Below are 16,336 nucleotides of genomic sequence, written 5' to 3'. Positions count from 1 at the left end.
GCGCATGCACTGCGCATCCCCGCCGGGTCATCGAGCAAGTGGACGGAACGGTGGGCGCCCAAAAGGCGCCTGAACAATATAGAAACTGTGGAGACACCCACCCATGCAAACCGACACAACTCGCGAGAACCCGCAGGCCAAGGTGCCGCAGGCCGCCGATTCCAACCAGGATCTGGCCGCCACCGCCCCTGGCCAACTGCGCGTGATCAAGCGTAACGGTACTGTCGTCCCCTACACCGACGACAAGATCACCGTTGCCATCACCAAGGCGTTCCTTGCAGTTGAAGGCGGCACCGCCGCCGCTTCGTCGCGCATCCACGACACCGTCGCGCGCCTGACCGAACAGGTTACCGCCACGTTCAAACGTCGCATGCCATCGGGTGGCACCATCCACATCGAAGAAATCCAGGACCAGGTAGAACTGGCCCTGATGCGCGCTGGCGAGCAGAAAGTTGCCCGCGACTACGTGATCTACCGCGACCAGCGCGCCAAGGAGCGTGCCACCCGCGCCAACACCGACGCGGTGGTCGAGCCGCACCCGAGCATCCGCATCACCCTGGCCGACGGCAGCCTGGCGCCGCTCGACATGGCCCGCCTGAACACCATCATCAGCGAAGCCTGCGAAGGCCTGGCTGAAGTGGATGGCGACCTGATCCAGCGCGAAACCCTGAAAAACCTGTACGACGGCGTTGCCATCAAGGACGTCAACACCGCCCTGGTGATGACCGCCCGTACCCTGGTAGAGCGCGAGCCGAACTACTCGTTCGTTACCGCCCGCCTGCTGATGGACACCCTGCGCGCCGAAGGCCTGGGCTTCCTGAATGTAGCCGACAGCGCCACCCACCACGAGATGGCTGACCTGTACGCCAAGGCCCTGCCGGCCTACATCGCCAAAGGTATCGAGTTCGAGCTGCTGAACCCGGCCCTGGCCGACTTCGACCTGGAAAAACTGGGCAAGGCGATCAACCACGAGCGCGACCAGCAGTTCACCTATCTGGGCCTGCAGACCCTTTACGACCGCTACTTCATCCACAAGGATGGCGTGCGCTTCGAGCTGCCGCAGGTATTCTTCATGCGTGTGGCCATGGGCCTGGCGCTGGAAGAGAAAGACAAGGAAGCCCGTGCGATCGAGTTCTACAACCTGTTGTCGTCCTTCGACTACATGGCCTCGACCCCGACCCTGTTCAACGCCGGTACCCTGCGCCCGCAGCTGTCCAGCTGCTACCTGACCACCGTGCCAGACGACCTGTCGGGCATCTACCACGCGATCCACGACAACGCCATGCTGTCGAAATTCGCTGGCGGCCTGGGCAACGACTGGACCCCTGTGCGTGCACTGGGCTCCTACATCAAGGGCACCAACGGCAAGTCCCAGGGCGTCGTACCGTTCCTGAAAGTGGTCAACGACACAGCCGTTGCCGTCAACCAGGGTGGCAAGCGCAAGGGGGCCGTGTGTGCCTACCTGGAAACCTGGCACCTGGACATCGAAGAGTTCATCGAGCTGCGCAAGAACACCGGTGATGACCGCCGTCGTACCCACGACATGAACACCGCCAACTGGATCCCTGACCTGTTCATGAAGCGTGTCTTCGATGACGGCAAGTGGACCCTGTTCTCGCCTTCGGAAGTGCCAGACCTGCACGACCTGACCGGCAAGGCCTTCGAAGAGCGCTACGAGTACTACGAAGCCCTGACCGAGTACAACAAGATCAAGGTGTTCAAGACCATCCAGGCCAAAGACCTGTGGCGCAAGATGCTGTCGATGCTGTTCGAGACCGGCCACCCGTGGCTGACCTTCAAGGACCCGTGCAACCTGCGTTCGCCGCAGCAGCACGTAGGCGTGGTCCACAGCTCGAACCTGTGCACCGAGATCACCTTGAACACCAACAAGGACGAGATCGCGGTCTGCAACCTGGGCTCGATCAACCTGCCGAACCACATCGTCGACGGCAAGCTGGACACCGTTAAGCTGCAACGCACCGTGAACACTGCCGTGCGCATGCTCGACAACGTGATCGACATCAACTACTACTCGGTGCCGCAAGCGCGTAACTCGAACCTCAAGCACCGCCCGGTCGGCCTGGGCATCATGGGCTTCCAGGACGCACTGTACCTGCAGCACATCGCCTACGGCTCCGACGCTGCCGTCGAGTTCGCCGACAAGTCGATGGAAGCGGTCAGCTACTTCGCGATCCAGGCGTCCTGCGACCTGGCCGACGAGCGTGGTGCCTACGAGACCTTCCAGGGTTCGCTGTGGTCCAAAGGCATCCTGCCGCTGGATTCGCAACAGATCCTGATCGAGGCCCGTGGCCAGAAGTACATCGACGTCGACCTGAACGAGACCCTGGACTGGGCACCGGTGCGTGCTCGCGTACAAAAAGGTATTCGTAACTCGAACATCATGGCCATCGCGCCAACCGCGACCATCGCCAACATCACCGGCGTGTCGCAGTCGATCGAGCCGACCTACCAGAACCTGTACGTGAAATCGAACCTGTCGGGCGAGTTCACCGTGATCAACCCGTACCTGGTCCGTGACCTGAAGGCCCGCGGCCTGTGGGACTCGGTCATGATCAACGACCTGAAGTACTACGACGGTTCGGTGCAGCAGATCGAGCGTATCCCGCAAGAGCTGAAAGACCTGTACGCCACCGCGTTCGAAGTCGAGACCAAGTGGATTGTCGACGCTGCTTCCCGTCGCCAGAAGTGGATCGACCAGGCTCAGTCGCTGAACCTGTACATCGCGGGTGCATCGGGCAAGAAGCTGGACGTTACCTACCGCATGGCCTGGTACCGTGGCCTGAAAACCACCTACTACCTCCGTGCCCTGGCTGCGACCAGCACCGAGAAGTCGACCATCAACACCGGCAAGCTCAACGCCGTTTCCAGCGGTGGCGACAGCGCCCCGGTCCAGGCAGCCGGCCCGGCGCCAGTGCCGAAAGCCTGCGCGATCGACGAGCCTGACTGCGAAGCCTGCCAGTAAGGCCTGAATGCCGCGCGGGGTGCCTACGGGTGCCCCGCGCGGCATTTTTGTATCCGTGCCTCAGAGAAACCCTGCCCTTTGCCCACCGCTCGCGCGGCTCGGTAAAAGAACAGGACCTCTCAAAACAGGACGCAAGCCCATGGCACGGAAAAAAGTGGCAACTCGCAAGATTGGTCGTAATGCTGAAACCGGCCGTTTTACCTCGGTAGAAGTAGCACGCAAACAACCCAAGACGCATGTCGTCGAAACGCTGCGCAGCCACCGCTGCTAGTGTTGTGTGCCCGGGCCTCATCGCCGGCAAGCCAGCTCCTACAGGTACTGCATCGCCCTGCGGTCAGGCGCGGTGCCTGTGGGAGCTGGCTTGCCGATGATCAGGCCCGGGCACACAAAACAACCCGTCATAAAACACTATATGGTGTGTCTCAAAATTTAAACTGGCACAAGATATAGGTTGGCGCTACACTCTCCCCCCGTAGAAGAACACAGCCATTTCGTGAACGGATGCACGCAAAACCGGTCGAAAAAGTTACCCTCGCCCGCAAGACATGCGCCCCGATCGAAGGTGAATTCCGGTATACTTTGCGCCCTCTGAAAAGAGCGCCATTCAATTGTCCTGGCCCCTCCCCGAGGCCTGGCCAGGTACAAGCCAGAACACATTCAGATGTAAACGAGAGTCAGCCTCTCGAGCTGTCCATTCGCCGTTACCGGCCTTGCGTCAGGCATCACATTTTTTAAAATCCAACCGGTTGCCCCAGGGCGACCCTCAAGCAGGAGCCAAACCATGCTGAGCTGGGACGAATTCGATAACGAAGACGGCGAAGTAGCCGCTAAAGGCAACACCCCTGCGCAGGCCGCTGCCGCCGCCACCCTCGACAAGCTCGACAGCGCCGGTGGTGCCGCCGCTCTGGAAGCTCGCGCTGCTACCGCGTCTGACTCCGAAGCCGTCAAACGTGCCAAAGCTGCCCTCGACGCCCTCGACGTGGCCGAAGGCCTGGCCGAGCTGGAAGGTTCATCGGCCCGTGTCGCGGTAGACGAAAAGCGCATGATCAACTGCCGCGCCGACCTGAACCAGCTGGTGCCGTTCAAGTATGACTGGGCCTGGCAGAAGTACCTGGACGGCTGCGCCAACCACTGGATGCCGCAAGAGGTCAACATGACCGCCGACATCGCCCTGTGGAAGAGCCAGGACGGCCTGACCGAAGACGAGCGCCGCATCGTCATGCGTAACCTGGGCTTCTTCTCCACCGCCGACTCGCTTGTTGCCAACAACCTGGCCCTGGCTGTGTACCGCCTGATCACCAACCCGGAGTGCCGCCAGTACATCCTGCGCCAGGCCTTTGAAGAGGCGATCCATACCCACGCCTACCAGTACTGCATCGAGTCGCTGGGCATGGATGAAGGCGAGATCTTCAACATGTACCACGAGATCCCGTCGGTCGCTAAAAAAGCCGCCTGGGGCCTGAAGTACACCCGCGCCATCTCCGACCCGGAATTCAACACCGGCACCGTCGAAACCGACAAAGAGCTGCTGCGCAACCTGATCGCCTACTACTGCGTACTGGAAGGCATCTTCTTCTACTGCGGCTTCACCCAGATCCTGTCCATGGGCCGCCGCAACAAGATGACCGGCGTTGCCGAGCAGTTCCAGTACATCCTGCGTGACGAGTCGATGCACCTGAACTTCGGTATCGACGTGATCAACCAGATCAAGATCGAGAACCCGCACCTGTGGGATGCGGCGATGAAGGAAGAAGCGACCCAGATGATCCTGCAAGGGACCCAGCTGGAGATCGAATACGCCCGAGACACCATGCCACGCGGAGTGCTGGGCATGAACGCGGCGATGATGGAGGATTACCTCAAGTTCATTGCCAACCGTCGCCTGACACAGATCGGCCTGAAGGAAGAGTATCCAGGGACTACCAACCCGTTCCCATGGATGAGCGAGATCATGGACTTGAAGAAAGAGAAAAACTTCTTTGAGACCCGTGTGATTGAGTATCAGACGGGTGGTGCTTTGAGCTGGGACTGATTGTCCGGGCTGAACATCGAGGAGGCTGCCGTTTGGCAGCCTTTTTTATTGGTAGAGGAAGCATAGCATGTCAGCGGACGGTTTCGCCTGTGCTGGCCTCTTCGCGGGCATGCCCGCTCCCACCGACGCTCGATATTAGCCGGGGAGCATTGCGAAAAAGGAAGAGGCCCCGCCCACGCCGACAGGAGGGGTACGGCACCAACTAGGATGCCGGGACTGGACATGCCAGTCTAGGTGGTCGAGGGCGGGGCCAGATCTGAAGATAGCGCAGGCTAGCGGCAGGGTCCACAGCCAATCGGATTTGATTTGTAAACCATGTCCCGCGTATGGGGCGTGGAATGCAGCAACCGGGACCCTCCCGGCTCAGCTATCAGCCGTTGACAGCCCGCCTCCCCCTTGCTAATAATCGCCCACAGTTGTACGACAACACATAACAAAAACAACAATCAGTGGACGATCCCATGTCGACACCCATCCCGCTCCACCCACGTCTGTTGCATACCCCTCTTCGCCCGGCCAGCTCGCGTACACCTGCCAGTACGTAGCGACGGGTTACCGCGCATTCACCCCTGGCCCTGACCGGCTCGTTAACTACCCGCCCCCTGCCGCAGGCCGCTTGTGCGTGCCCGGTGGACGGGCTGCCATACCCTTCGGGAGCACAACAATAATGAGAATCTGCCATACCCTTCCTTTCGCCCTGCTCGGCGCCGGGGTCATCGCCGGCCTGCCGGGCACCAGCCTGGCTGCGGGCTTTGTCGAGGACAGCAAGGCCACCCTCGGGCTGCGCAACTTCTACATCAACCGTAACTTCACCAACCCCAGCAACCCGCAAAGCAAGGCCGAGGAGTGGACGCAAAGCTTCATTCTCGATGCCCGTTCGGGGTTCACCGAGGGGCCGGTCGGGTTCGGCGTGGATGTCTTGGGGCTGTGGTCGGTCAAGCTCGACGGCGGCGGCGGGACCTACGGCACGGCGTTGCTGCCCCGCCATGACGATGGCAAGCCGGCAGACGACTACGGGCGCCTGGCGGTGGCGGGCAAGGCGCGTATTTCCAAGACCGAGCTGAAGATTGGTGAGTGGATGCCAGTGCTGCCGATTCTTCGCTCGGACGACGGTCGCTCGTTACCGCAGACATTCCGTGGCGGGCAGGTCACCTCCAATGAAATCGCAGGGCTGACCCTGTACGGCGGCCAGTTCCGCGGCAACAGCCCGCGTAACGACGCCAGCATGGAAGACATGAGCTACGGCGCTGGCGTGTCGGACCGGTTCAACTTCGTCGGCGGCGAGTACAAGTTCAACCAGGACCGCACGCTGGTGGGCCTGTGGAATGCGGTGCTGAAGGACGTGTACCAGCAACAGTACCTGCAACTGAGCCACAGCCAGCCGGTGGGTGACTGGACCCTGGGTGCCAACCTGGGCTACTTCCATGGCGATGAGGACGGCTCCGAACGCGCTGGCGAACTGGACAATAAAACCTACTCGGGGATGTTCTCGGCCAAGTACGGCGGCAGCACGTTCTGGGTGGGGCTGCAGAAAGTCGATGGCGATACCTGGATGCGGGTCAACGGCACCAGTGGCGGGACCTTGGCCAACGACAGTTACAACTCCAGCTTCGACAATGCCAACGAGCGTTCGTGGCAGGTGCGGCATGACTTCAACTTTGTCACCGTCGGGGTGCCGGGGCTGACCTTGATGAACCGCTATATCAGCGGGCGCGACGTGCACAGCGGGGTGGTGACCGATGGTAAGGAATGGGTGCGTGAGACCGAGCTGGCGTACGTGATCCAGAGCGGGGCGTTCAAGGATTTGAGTGTGAAGTGGCGAAATTCGTCGATTCGGCGGGATTACAGCAATAACGAGTTCGATGAGAACCGGTTGATCTTCAATTACCCGTTATCGCTCTTGTAACCGAGAAGCCCGGCACTGATTGAAATTAGGGCCGCTTTGCGCCCCATCGCCGGCAAGCCAGCTCCCACCAGGCCGCGGTAATTTCCAGCCAAGTGGAGTACCTGTGGGAGCTGGCTTGCCGGCGATAGAGCCCTGACAGGCCATAAAGAGATGCAGGCCTCATTGACAACAATCGAACCCACCGCCAATAATTAGCAAAGTCATACGACAACCTACAACAATTAACAACAAGAGCCGGCCATGACCACTACCCCCCTCAATCGCCTGCTGCTCACCGGAGCCGCAGGCGGCCTGGGCAAGGTCCTTCGCGAACGCCTGCAAGGCTACGCCGAGGTCCTGCGCCTTTCCGATATCAGCCCGATGGCACCTGCTTCAGGCCCGCATGAAGAGGTGATTACCTGCGACCTGGCCGACAAGGCTGCGGTACATGCGCTGGTTGACGGCGTTGATGCCATCATCCACTTCGGCGGTGTGTCCACCGAGCATTCCTTCGAAGACATCCTCGGGCCAAACATCTGCGGCGTGTTCCATGTTTACGAGGCCGCACGCAAGCATGGCGTGAAGCGCATCATCTTCGCCAGCTCCAACCACACCATTGGCTTCTACCGCCAGGACGAGCGCATCGACGCCCACTCGCCGCGCCGCCCCGACAGCTACTACGGGCTGTCCAAGTGCTACGGCGAGGATGTAGCCAGTTTCTACTTCGATCGCTACGGCATCGAGACCGTCAGCATTCGCATCGGCTCTTCGTTCCCGCAACCGCAAAACCCGCGCATGCTCTGCACCTGGCTGAGCTACGACGACCTGGTGCAGCTTATCGAGCGAGGGTTGTTCACGCCCGACGTTGGCCACACCATCGTCTACGGCGCCTCCGATAACCGCACCGTGTGGTGGGACAACCGCTATGCCGAGCACCTTGGCTATGAGCCCAAGGACAGCTCCGAGCGCTTCCGCGCCGCTGTGGAAGCCCAGCCGGCGCCCGCCGCGGATGACCCGAGCATGGTCTACCAGGGCGGCGCCTTCGCCGTGGCCGGCCCGTTCAACTAAACCCACGCACGCCAGGAGGCACGGCCATGAACTGCGAACTGATTGTCGACGCCCGCAACGGCACCGGCGAAAGCCCCGTGTGGCACGCCAGCGAACAGGCCCTGTATTGGGTCGACATTCCTGCCCGCCAGCTGCACCGCTGGCAGGCGACTGATGGCAAGCACCAGGTCTGGCAGGGCGACGAGATGCTGGCCTGCATCGCCCGCAGCGGCCAGGGCTGGGTGGCCGGCATGGAAAGCGGCATCTTCCAGCTCCAGCCCAAGGCCGACGGCAGCCTTGATAGCCGCCTGCTCAGCACCGTGCCGCACGCCCAGGCCGGCATGCGTTTCAACGATGGCCGCTGCGATCGCCAGGGCCGCTTCTGGGCCGGCACCATGCTGCTGGACATGCAGCAAGGTGCTCACGTGGGTGCACTGTACCGCCATGATGGAGAGGGCCAGCTGCACCTGCAGCAAGACGGCATGATCGTACCCAACGGACTGGCCTTCAGCCCCGACGGCACGCGCATGTACCTGTCCGACTCGCACCCAAACGTGCAGAAGGTCTGGGCTTTCGACTACGACATCGACAGCGGCACGCCTTACAACAAGCGGCTGTTCGTCGACATGCGCGGCTACCCCGGGCGCCCCGACGGCGCCGCTATCGACCAGGATGGCTGCTACTGGATCTGCGGTAATGACGCCGGGCAGATCCATCGCTTCACCCCTGACGGCCGCCTTGACCGCTCACTGAGCGTGCCGGTGAAAAAGCCGGCAATGTGCGCCTTTGGCGGCGCCAACCTCGACACCCTGTACGTCACCTCCATCCGCCCCGCAGGCACAGACCTCAGCGACCAGCCCCTGGCTGGCGGGGTATTTGCGCTCAACCCTGGCACCAAGGGCCTGGAGGAACCTGCCTACCGGGGCTGAGCCCCACTGCCACACCCACACTTGCACGCCCGAAACCGGATAATAAAAACCACGGAGTTTCATCATGACGTTCAAACGCAAGCTGCTCCTTGCCGTCCTCCCCTTCGCCTTCAGCGTGGCCATGCCTGCTTCGGCACTGGACATCAAGTTCGCCGAAATTCACCCAGCCGGCTACCCGACCGTGGTCGCCGAACAGAACATGGGTAAAAAGCTGGAACAGGCCAGCAATGGCGACATCACCTTCAAGATGTTCGCCGGCGGTGTGCTGGGCTCGGAAAAGGAAGTGATCGAACAGGCACAGATCGGCGCCGTGCAGATGACCCGTGTCAGCTTAGGGATCGTCGGCCCGGTAGTACCGGATGTGAACGTGTTCAACATGCCGTTCGTGTTCCGTGACCATGATCACATGCGCAAGATCATCGACGGCGAGATCGGCCAGGAAATCCTCGACAAGATCACCAACTCCGATTTCAACCTGGTGGCCCTGGCCTGGATGGACGGTGGCTCGCGCAGCATCTATACGAAAAAACCGGTACGCAGCCTGGAAGACCTCAAGGGCATGAAGATTCGCGTGCAGGGCAACCCGCTGTTCATCGACATGATGAACGCCATGGGCGGCAACGGCATCGCCATGGACACCGGGGAAATTTTCAGCGCCTTGCAGACAGGGGTGATCGATGGCGCCGAGAACAACCCGCCTACCCTCCTTGAGCACAACCACTTCCAGAGCGCCAAGTACTACACCCTGACCGGCCACCTGATCCTGCCGGAACCTGTAGTGATGTCCAAGACCACCTGGAACAAGCTCAGCCCCGAGCAGCAGGCACTGGTGAAGAAGGTCGCGCGTGAGGCGCAGATGGAAGAGCGTGCACTGTGGGACGCCAAGTCCGCCGCCAGCGAAGAGAAACTCAAGGCCGCTGGTGTCGAGTTCATTACCGTGGACAAGAAGCCGTTCTATGACGCCACCGCTTCGGTACGCGAGAAGTACGGCGCGCCGTACGCCGACCTGATGAAGCGTATCGACGCCGTCCAGTAATACCAGCCCCTTCCAAGACGACCTCGGCAGTGCGGCGCCCGCCGCCCTGCCGCTTTGGTGATGCCTATGAAATCGCTTTTCCTGAGCGTGAACGACACGCTGTACCGCAGTTGCATCTGGATCGCGGGCCTGTCGATCCTGGCCATGACGCTGATCATCCCGTGGGGCATCTTCGCCCGCTACGTGCTGGGCACCGGCTCCAGTTGGCCAGAGCCAGTCTCGATCCTGCTAATGGTGGTGTTCACCTTTGTTGGTGCCGCCGCCAGCTATCGCGCTGGCGCGCATATGGCGGTGGGGATGATTACCGACCGCTTGCCGCCGCTGCAGCGCCAGCTGGTCGCCCTGCTGGTACAACTGCTGATGATCGTGGTGTGCGTGTTCATGACCTATTACGGCACCCGGCTGTGCATCACCACCTGGAACCAGTCGCTGGCCTCGCTGCCCGGCGTGCGGGTGGGCATGACCTACGCGCCGATCCCGGTCGGCGGCGTGCTGACGCTGGTGTTCGTGCTGGAAAAACTCCTGCTGGGCGATCAGAGCAACCGCAAGGTCGTGCGCTTTGATCTGGTCGAAGAAAACGAAGGAGCTGCGTAAATGGAAGCGTTCATTCTGTTGGGCAGTTTCATCGTGCTGATTCTGATCGGCATGCCGGTAGCGTACGCCTTGGGCCTGTCGGCCCTGATCGGCGCCTGGTGGATCGACATCCCGCTGCAGGCGATGATGATCCAGGTGGCCAGTGGGGTTAACAAGTTCTCGCTGCTGGCCATTCCATTCTTCGTGCTGGCCGGCGCGATCATGGCCGAAGGCGGCATGTCACGGCGGCTGGTGGCCTTTGCCGGGGTGCTGGTGGGCTTCGTGCGTGGCGGCCTGTCGCTGGTCAACATCATGGCCTCGACCTTCTTCGGTGCGATTTCCGGCTCGTCGGTGGCCGACACCGCCTCGGTGGGCTCGGTGCTGATCCCGGAGATGGAGCGCAAAGGCTACCCGCGTGAATTTTCCACCGCCGTGACCGTCAGTGGCTCGGTGCAGGCGCTGCTGACCCCACCCAGCCATAACTCGGTGTTGTACTCGCTGGCGGCGGGCGGCACGGTATCCATTGCCTCGCTGTTCATGGCGGGGGTTATGCCCGGCTTGCTGCTGAGCGCGGTGATGATGGGCCTGTGCCTGATCTTCGCGAAGAAGCGCAACTACCCCAAGGGCGAAGTGATCCCGCTGCGCCAGGCGTTGAAAATTGCCGGTGAGGCGCTGTGGGGCCTGATGGCCATGGTCATCATCCTCGGCGGCATCCTGTCGGGCGTGTTCACCGCGACCGAATCGGCAGCCGTGGCAGTGGTGTGGTCATTCTTCGTGACCATGTTCATCTACCGCGACTACAAGTGGCGCGACCTGCCCAAGCTGATGCACCGCACGGTACGGACCATCTCCATCGTGATGATCCTGATCGGCTTTGCCGCCAGCTTCGGCTACGTGATGACGCTGATGCAGATCCCGTCGAAGATCACCACGGCGTTCCTGACCCTGTCGGACAACCGCTACGTGATCCTGATGTGCATCAACTTCATGCTGTTGCTGCTGGGTACGGTGATGGACATGGCGCCGTTGATCCTGATCCTCACGCCGATCCTGCTGCCGGTGATTACCGGTATTGGTGTAGACCCGGTGCACTTCGGCATGATCATGCTGGTGAACCTGGGGATCGGGCTGATAACGCCACCGGTGGGCGCCGTGCTGTTCGTGGGCTCGGCCATCGGCAAGGTGAGCATCGAGTCGACGGTGAAGGCGCTGCTGCCGTTCTACCTGGCGCTGTTCCTGGTGCTGATGGCGGTGACTTACATTCCCGCCATCTCCCTGTGGCTGCCTAGCGTGGTGCTGTAACTGTAATCGGGGCCGCTCTGCGCCCCATCGCCGGCAAGCCAGCTCCCACAGGATTGTGCAGCCTTCCAGCCCTGCGCACCCCCTGTGGGAGCTGGCTTGCCGGGGATGGGCTGCAAAGCAGCCCTCTGGTTCTTTCTGCAAATGGATCCTGCACATGGCTGTTCCCTCCTCGGCAGTACCTCTATTCCCGCGCAAATTGGCCATCGCCCTGCTCGCCCTGCTGGCCTGTTCATTCGCAGGCAACCACATCGCCGCGCGCATCGCCTTCGATGACGGCACCGGCGTGCTGCTGGCGATTCTCTGCCGCTCAGGCATCACCTTGCTGGTACTGGCCTGCCTGCTGTTGTGGCAACGCCAGGCGCTGGGCCTGCCGGCAGGCACGCGGCACTGGCAGCTGCTGCTGGGCCTGCTGATCGCCACCCAAAGCCTGTGCCTGTACTCGGCGGTGGCGCGCATTCCGGTAGCCCTGGCGCTGCTGGTGGGCAACACCTTCCCGATGCTGCTGGCGCTGCTCACCTGGGCGCTGGGTGGCGCACGCCCCACCGGCCGCACCGTGCTGTTCATGGGCCTGATCCTGTGCGGCCTGGTGCTGGCGCTGGATGTGCCGGCACGCCTTGCCGACAGCGGCACGGCCAACCCGCACTGGGCGCTAGGGGTCGGCCTGGCCTTCGGCGCCGCCTGTGCCTTTGCCTGCGCCTTGTGGATCACCGACCACAAGCTGGCCAGCGTGCGCGGCCCTGTGCGCAGCCTGCTGACCTTGCTGATCGTGTTCTCCAGCATGCTGGTTGCAGGCGCAAGCGGCGTGATGCCGTCCGGCTTGTCACTACCTGGCAGCAGCGCCGGCTGGGTGGCCTTGGCCAGCCTGGTGGTGCTGTATGGCCTGGCCTTTACCTTGCTATTCGTGTGTGTGCCAAGGCTGAACATGGCGCAGAACGCGCCGGTGATGAACGTCGAACCCATCGCCACGCTGTTGCTGGGCTGGGCGTTGCTCGACCAGCAGCTCGGCAACCTGCAATTACTCGGCGGCGCCGTGGTGGTGTGCGGCATCGTGCTGCTCACCTACCGTCGGGCCAGTTGATTGTTCATGTGAAAGGAGCCTTGAATGGCTGTGACCGAACTGCACCTGCAGGACCGCCTGACCCGCCTGAGCCTGGCGCCGGAGCTGGGCGCCAGCCTGGTCAACTGGGAAGTGAAAGCGACCGGGCAAGCGCTGCTGCGCCATTCTGACCCGGCCGCGCTGGCCAGTGGCACCCCGCGACGCCTGGCCTGTTACCCGCTGGCGCCATGGTCCAACCGCATTGCCGGGGGTGGCTTCGCTCGCCGGGATGGCTGGCAGGCGCTAACGCCCAATACCGGGCACGACCCCTACCCGATTCATGGCAGCGCCTGGCAGCAGGCCTGGCAGGTGGAGCACCACAGCGAGCGACGCGCGCGCCTGAGGCTGCACAGTGAAGTGCCGTTTGCCTACCAGGCAACGCTGGATGTGCACTTGCATGAGGGGTGCCTGAACCTGGACCTGCATGTAACCCACCTGGATGGGCCGGCTACCTGGTATGGGTTGGGGTTGCATCCTTACTTTCCGCGATACCCCGATACCCAGCTGTATGCCGCGGCGCGCAAAGTGTGGCTGGCCGAGCATGGGCGGTTGCCGTCGTACCAGGCCGAGGTGCCCGAGCAGTGGTGCTTCAATGCCTTGGGCCGGTTGCCCGACACGGTGGTCGATCACGCCTTCAGTGGCTGGCCGGGAGAGTGTGTGATCGAACAGCCAAGCGCGGGTTATCGACTGGCGTGCAGTGCCAGCGGGGCTGAACACTTTTTGCTGTTTTGCCCGCAGGGGCAAGGTTTTTTCTGCTTTGAACCGGTAAGCCACCCGGTCAATGCGCATCACCTGCCAGGGCGGCCTGGGTTGCGGTTGTTGCAGCAGGGGGAAGGGATGAGCCTGGGGTTCAGGATGCAGTATCGACCCCTTTGATTGTGTTGCCTTGATGTGGGCTGCTGCGCAGCCCATCTCCGGCAAGCCAGCTCCCACTTGATCGTATAGACCTCAAGCCTTGTGCAGTACCTGTGGGAGCCTGGCTTGCCGGCGATGGGCCGCAAAGCGGCCCCTGAATTTCAAGCCTTATGCCAATGCCCCGGTCGGGTTCGCCATCGGCGTGACCGAAGGCTCGCCACGCACCTCCCGCGCTACCTTCCACACCAGCACTGCTGCCACGATATCGAACGCCGCCAGCACCACGAACAGCGGGCTGTAACCGATCTGCGTGACCAGAATGCCGAACACCAGGGTAAACGCTGCTGCCCCCAGGTAACCGCACATGCCGCCCATGCCGGTCGCCGTGGCCACCTGGTCCTTGCTGAACGAGTCGGAGGTGATGGAGTACAACGCCCCTGACAGCGTCTGGTGGGCAAACCCGCCAATGCACAGCAGCAGGATCGCCGTATACGGGCTTTCCACCAGGCCGATGCAGGCCGGGCCGATCATGCAGCTGGCACCGAACACCAGCACCATCTTGCGCGAGGTGAACAGCGACACCTTGAAGTAGCGGTGGAACAGCGGGCTCAGATACCCGCCCAGCACACAGCCGATATCGGCAGCCAGGAATGGCAGCCAGGCGAACATCGCCACTTCCTTGATGTTCATGTGCCGCTCGGTCATCAGGTACAGCGGAATCCAGGCGTTGAAGGTTTGCCAGGCCGGCTCGGAGAGGATCCGCGCCGAAGCGATGGCGTAGAAGTTGCGGGCCTTGAAGATGCGCTTCCAAGCGCCCTTCTCGCGGCTGTCCTGTTTGAAGTGCGCTTCCTGCCCGGCCAGGATGTAGTCGCGCTCCTCATCACTCAGGCGCTTCTGGTCACGCGGGTGCTTGTACAACAGCATCCACAGCAGGGTCCAGACAATGCCCGAGGCGCCAACGATCACAAACGCCAGCTGCCAGCCACTGTGCAGGATCGCCCACACCACCAGCGGCGGCGCCAGCAAGGCGCCAAGCGACGAGCCGATGTTGAACCAGCCGATCGCCACCGAGCGCTCCTTGGCCGGGAACCACTCAGTGGTAGCCTTGACCCCGGCCGGCAAGCCAGCGGCTTCGGTCATGCCCAGCAGCCCGCGCATGAACGCCATGCTCTGCCAACCGGTGGCCAAGGCCGCGCCAGCACACGCCAGCGACCAGGCCATGGCAAACACGGCAAAGCCCAGCTTGGTGCCGATGAAATCGATGAACCAGCCGGCTACCGGCTGCATGAGGGCGTAGCACACCTGCCAGCTGGCAACGATCTTGGCGTATTGCTCGGTACTGATGGAGAGGTCGGTCATCAAGGTGGGGGCGGCCACCGAGAGGGTGTTGCGGGCGAGGTAGTTGACGACGAGCCCAGCCGTGACAAGGCTGACCATCCACCAACGCATGCCTTTCATCTTCATGGTTCACCTGAATTTCTTGTTTTTAGTGTGGCGAGCGATTGGCGCGAACACCGGCAGAGGCATTTGCGACAAATTGTTTCAGGCGAAAGAGTGCCACGTCATAGGTCATCGTACAACACTTATTATTTCTTAATGTTTCACCCTGCGTTGTACGATCTCAGTCCAGCTGCTGGGCCCGCAGCGCCTGCGCCAGCATGTCGATGAAGGCCCTGACCTTGGCAGAGCCGTACTTGCTCTCGCGATGCAACACATGAATCGGCCAGGGCGCCTCCTCGTACTCCGCCAGGATCACCTGCAACTGCCCACTGGCCAGCTCATCGGCCACTTGGTACGACAACAGGCGGGCAATCCCCAGCCCGCCGCTGGCGGCAGCGATCGCCCCGTCATTGCTGGTCACCGTCAGGCGCGGCTTCATACGCACCAGGGTTGGCTCTTCTGTCACCCCAAAGCGCCAGCCGGCACGGGGCGACAGGTTGGTGGTGCCGATCACCGAATGCCCGGCCAGGTCGGAGGGATGCTTCGGCACGCCATGCCGCGCCAGATAGTCGGGGGACGCACACAACATGCGCCGTACCCTGCCGACCCGCAACGCCTTCAACCCGGAGTCGGGCAACGGGCCGATGCGCACGGCCACGTCCATGCCCTCCTCGACCATGTTCACCACACGGTCGAGGAAGTAGGCGGAAACATCGACGTCCGGGTACTGCTGCAGGTAGCGGACGATACAGGGCATGACGAACTTCTTGCCGAACAGGATCGGGGCGGTAACTGCCAGGTCGCCTTTGGGGGTGGCGTTGATGCCAGCGGCCGCCTCGTTGGCCTCGTGGATGCTGGCCAGGATGTGCCGGGTGTCCTCCAGGTAGCGGCCACCGGCTTCGGTAAGGCGCACGCTGCGGGTGGTGCGCAGCAGCAGCTTCACGCCAAGCTGGTCTTCCAGGGCGCTAACGGCGCGGGTGACGGCGGCCGGGGAAATGTCCAGGCGGCGCGCGGCGGCGGCGAAGCTCTCCAGCTCACCTACCGCGACGAACACCTTCATCAGGTGGATCTGGTCCATGCGGGCTCCTGGGTAATTGGGGGTGCCGGGATTATCGGTTATCCGGGCGCTTTGTGCTGCCTGCCTTGGCCTCATCGCCG

Annotated in this window: 12 protein-coding genes; 10 read left to right on the top strand and 2 right to left on the bottom strand. The window is 62.2% G+C overall.

The window, feature by feature from the left end; translation table 11 throughout:
• Positions 1-103: 103 nt before the first annotated feature.
• The 10 genes from PP4_RS05705 to PP4_RS05660 all read left to right on the top strand — a co-directional run bounded on the left by PP4_RS05705 (position 104) and on the right by PP4_RS05660 (position 13,759).
• Complete coding sequence (locus PP4_RS05705) at positions 104-2,983, top strand: ribonucleoside-diphosphate reductase subunit alpha (protein WP_016498294.1); 2,880 nt, start codon at positions 104-106, stop codon at positions 2,981-2,983.
• Between the two features lie 781 nt (positions 2,984-3,764).
• Positions 3,765-5,015, top strand: coding sequence for a ribonucleotide-diphosphate reductase subunit beta (locus tag PP4_RS05700; RefSeq protein ID WP_016498293.1), 1,251 nt, complete (start codon positions 3,765-3,767; stop codon positions 5,013-5,015).
• A gap of 667 nt (positions 5,016-5,682) precedes the next feature.
• Positions 5,683-6,921, top strand: a complete 1,239-nt coding sequence (locus PP4_RS05695) for an OprD family porin (protein ID WP_016498292.1) — start codon at positions 5,683-5,685, stop codon at positions 6,919-6,921.
• Between the two features lie 240 nt (positions 6,922-7,161).
• The gene (locus PP4_RS05690) at positions 7,162-7,968 is read left to right on the top strand and encodes an NAD-dependent epimerase/dehydratase family protein (protein ID WP_016498291.1); all 807 of its coding nucleotides are present in this window, start codon (positions 7,162-7,164) and stop codon (positions 7,966-7,968) included.
• 26 nt (positions 7,969-7,994) lie between these two features.
• On the top strand, positions 7,995-8,876 hold the full coding sequence (locus PP4_RS05685) for a glucurono-1,5-lactonase (RefSeq protein ID WP_016498290.1): 882 nt from the start codon (positions 7,995-7,997) through the stop codon (positions 8,874-8,876).
• Positions 8,877-8,940: 64 nt separating this feature from the next.
• Positions 8,941-9,912 (top strand): TRAP transporter substrate-binding protein, encoded by a 972-nt coding sequence (locus PP4_RS05680; protein ID WP_016488691.1) that lies wholly within the window; start codon positions 8,941-8,943, stop codon positions 9,910-9,912.
• 66 nt (positions 9,913-9,978) lie between these two features.
• Positions 9,979-10,506: a TRAP transporter small permease gene (locus PP4_RS05675; protein WP_003254832.1), complete on the top strand. Its 528-nt coding sequence runs from the start codon at positions 9,979-9,981 to the stop codon at positions 10,504-10,506.
• Positions 10,507-11,787 (top strand): TRAP transporter large permease, encoded by a 1,281-nt coding sequence (locus tag PP4_RS05670; RefSeq protein WP_016488692.1) that lies wholly within the window; start codon positions 10,507-10,509, stop codon positions 11,785-11,787.
• Positions 11,788-11,941: 154 nt separating this feature from the next.
• Positions 11,942-12,865, top strand: a complete 924-nt coding sequence (locus PP4_RS05665; RefSeq protein ID WP_016498289.1) for an EamA family transporter — start codon at positions 11,942-11,944, stop codon at positions 12,863-12,865.
• Between the two features lie 24 nt (positions 12,866-12,889).
• Positions 12,890-13,759 (top strand): aldose 1-epimerase, encoded by an 870-nt coding sequence (locus tag PP4_RS05660; RefSeq protein ID WP_016498288.1) that lies wholly within the window; start codon positions 12,890-12,892, stop codon positions 13,757-13,759.
• Between the two features lie 147 nt (positions 13,760-13,906).
• Here the strand turns inward: PP4_RS05660 and PP4_RS05655 are convergent, their stop codons facing one another.
• Both PP4_RS05655 and PP4_RS05650 read right to left on the bottom strand, forming a co-directional pair.
• Positions 13,907-15,202: an MFS transporter gene (locus PP4_RS05655; RefSeq protein ID WP_016498287.1), complete on the bottom strand. Its 1,296-nt coding sequence runs from the start codon at positions 15,200-15,202 to the stop codon at positions 13,907-13,909.
• Between the two features lie 157 nt (positions 15,203-15,359).
• On the bottom strand, positions 15,360-16,256 hold the full coding sequence (locus tag PP4_RS05650) for a LysR family transcriptional regulator (RefSeq protein WP_016498286.1): 897 nt from the start codon (positions 16,254-16,256) through the stop codon (positions 15,360-15,362).
• Positions 16,257-16,336: the final 80 nt, after the last annotated feature.

Source organism: Pseudomonas putida NBRC 14164, from assembly GCF_000412675.1.
GTDB lineage: Bacteria > Pseudomonadota > Gammaproteobacteria > Pseudomonadales > Pseudomonadaceae > Aquipseudomonas > Aquipseudomonas putida.
This window is presented reverse-complemented; position numbering and strand designations above follow the sequence as displayed.

Excerpts from the sequence above, each read along its gene's own strand:
- PP4_RS05705 (WP_016498294.1), top strand. The coding sequence starts at position 104 with ATGCAAACCGACACAACTCGCGAGAACCCGCAGGCCAAGGTGCCGCAG.
- PP4_RS05700 (WP_016498293.1), top strand. The coding sequence starts at position 3,765 with ATGCTGAGCTGGGACGAATTCGATAACGAAGACGGCGAAGTAGCCGCT.
- PP4_RS05695 (WP_016498292.1), top strand. The coding sequence starts at position 5,683 with ATGAGAATCTGCCATACCCTTCCTTTCGCCCTGCTCGGCGCCGGGGTC.
- PP4_RS05690 (WP_016498291.1), top strand. The coding sequence starts at position 7,162 with ATGACCACTACCCCCCTCAATCGCCTGCTGCTCACCGGAGCCGCAGGC.
- PP4_RS05685 (WP_016498290.1), top strand. The coding sequence starts at position 7,995 with ATGAACTGCGAACTGATTGTCGACGCCCGCAACGGCACCGGCGAAAGC.
- PP4_RS05680 (WP_016488691.1), top strand. The coding sequence starts at position 8,941 with ATGACGTTCAAACGCAAGCTGCTCCTTGCCGTCCTCCCCTTCGCCTTC.
- PP4_RS05675 (WP_003254832.1), top strand. The coding sequence starts at position 9,979 with ATGAAATCGCTTTTCCTGAGCGTGAACGACACGCTGTACCGCAGTTGC.
- PP4_RS05670 (WP_016488692.1), top strand. The coding sequence starts at position 10,507 with ATGGAAGCGTTCATTCTGTTGGGCAGTTTCATCGTGCTGATTCTGATC.
- PP4_RS05665 (WP_016498289.1), top strand. The coding sequence starts at position 11,942 with ATGGCTGTTCCCTCCTCGGCAGTACCTCTATTCCCGCGCAAATTGGCC.
- PP4_RS05660 (WP_016498288.1), top strand. The coding sequence starts at position 12,890 with ATGGCTGTGACCGAACTGCACCTGCAGGACCGCCTGACCCGCCTGAGC.
- PP4_RS05655 (WP_016498287.1), bottom strand. The coding sequence starts at position 15,202 with ATGAAGATGAAAGGCATGCGTTGGTGGATGGTCAGCCTTGTCACGGCT.
- PP4_RS05650 (WP_016498286.1), bottom strand. The coding sequence starts at position 16,256 with ATGGACCAGATCCACCTGATGAAGGTGTTCGTCGCGGTAGGTGAGCTG.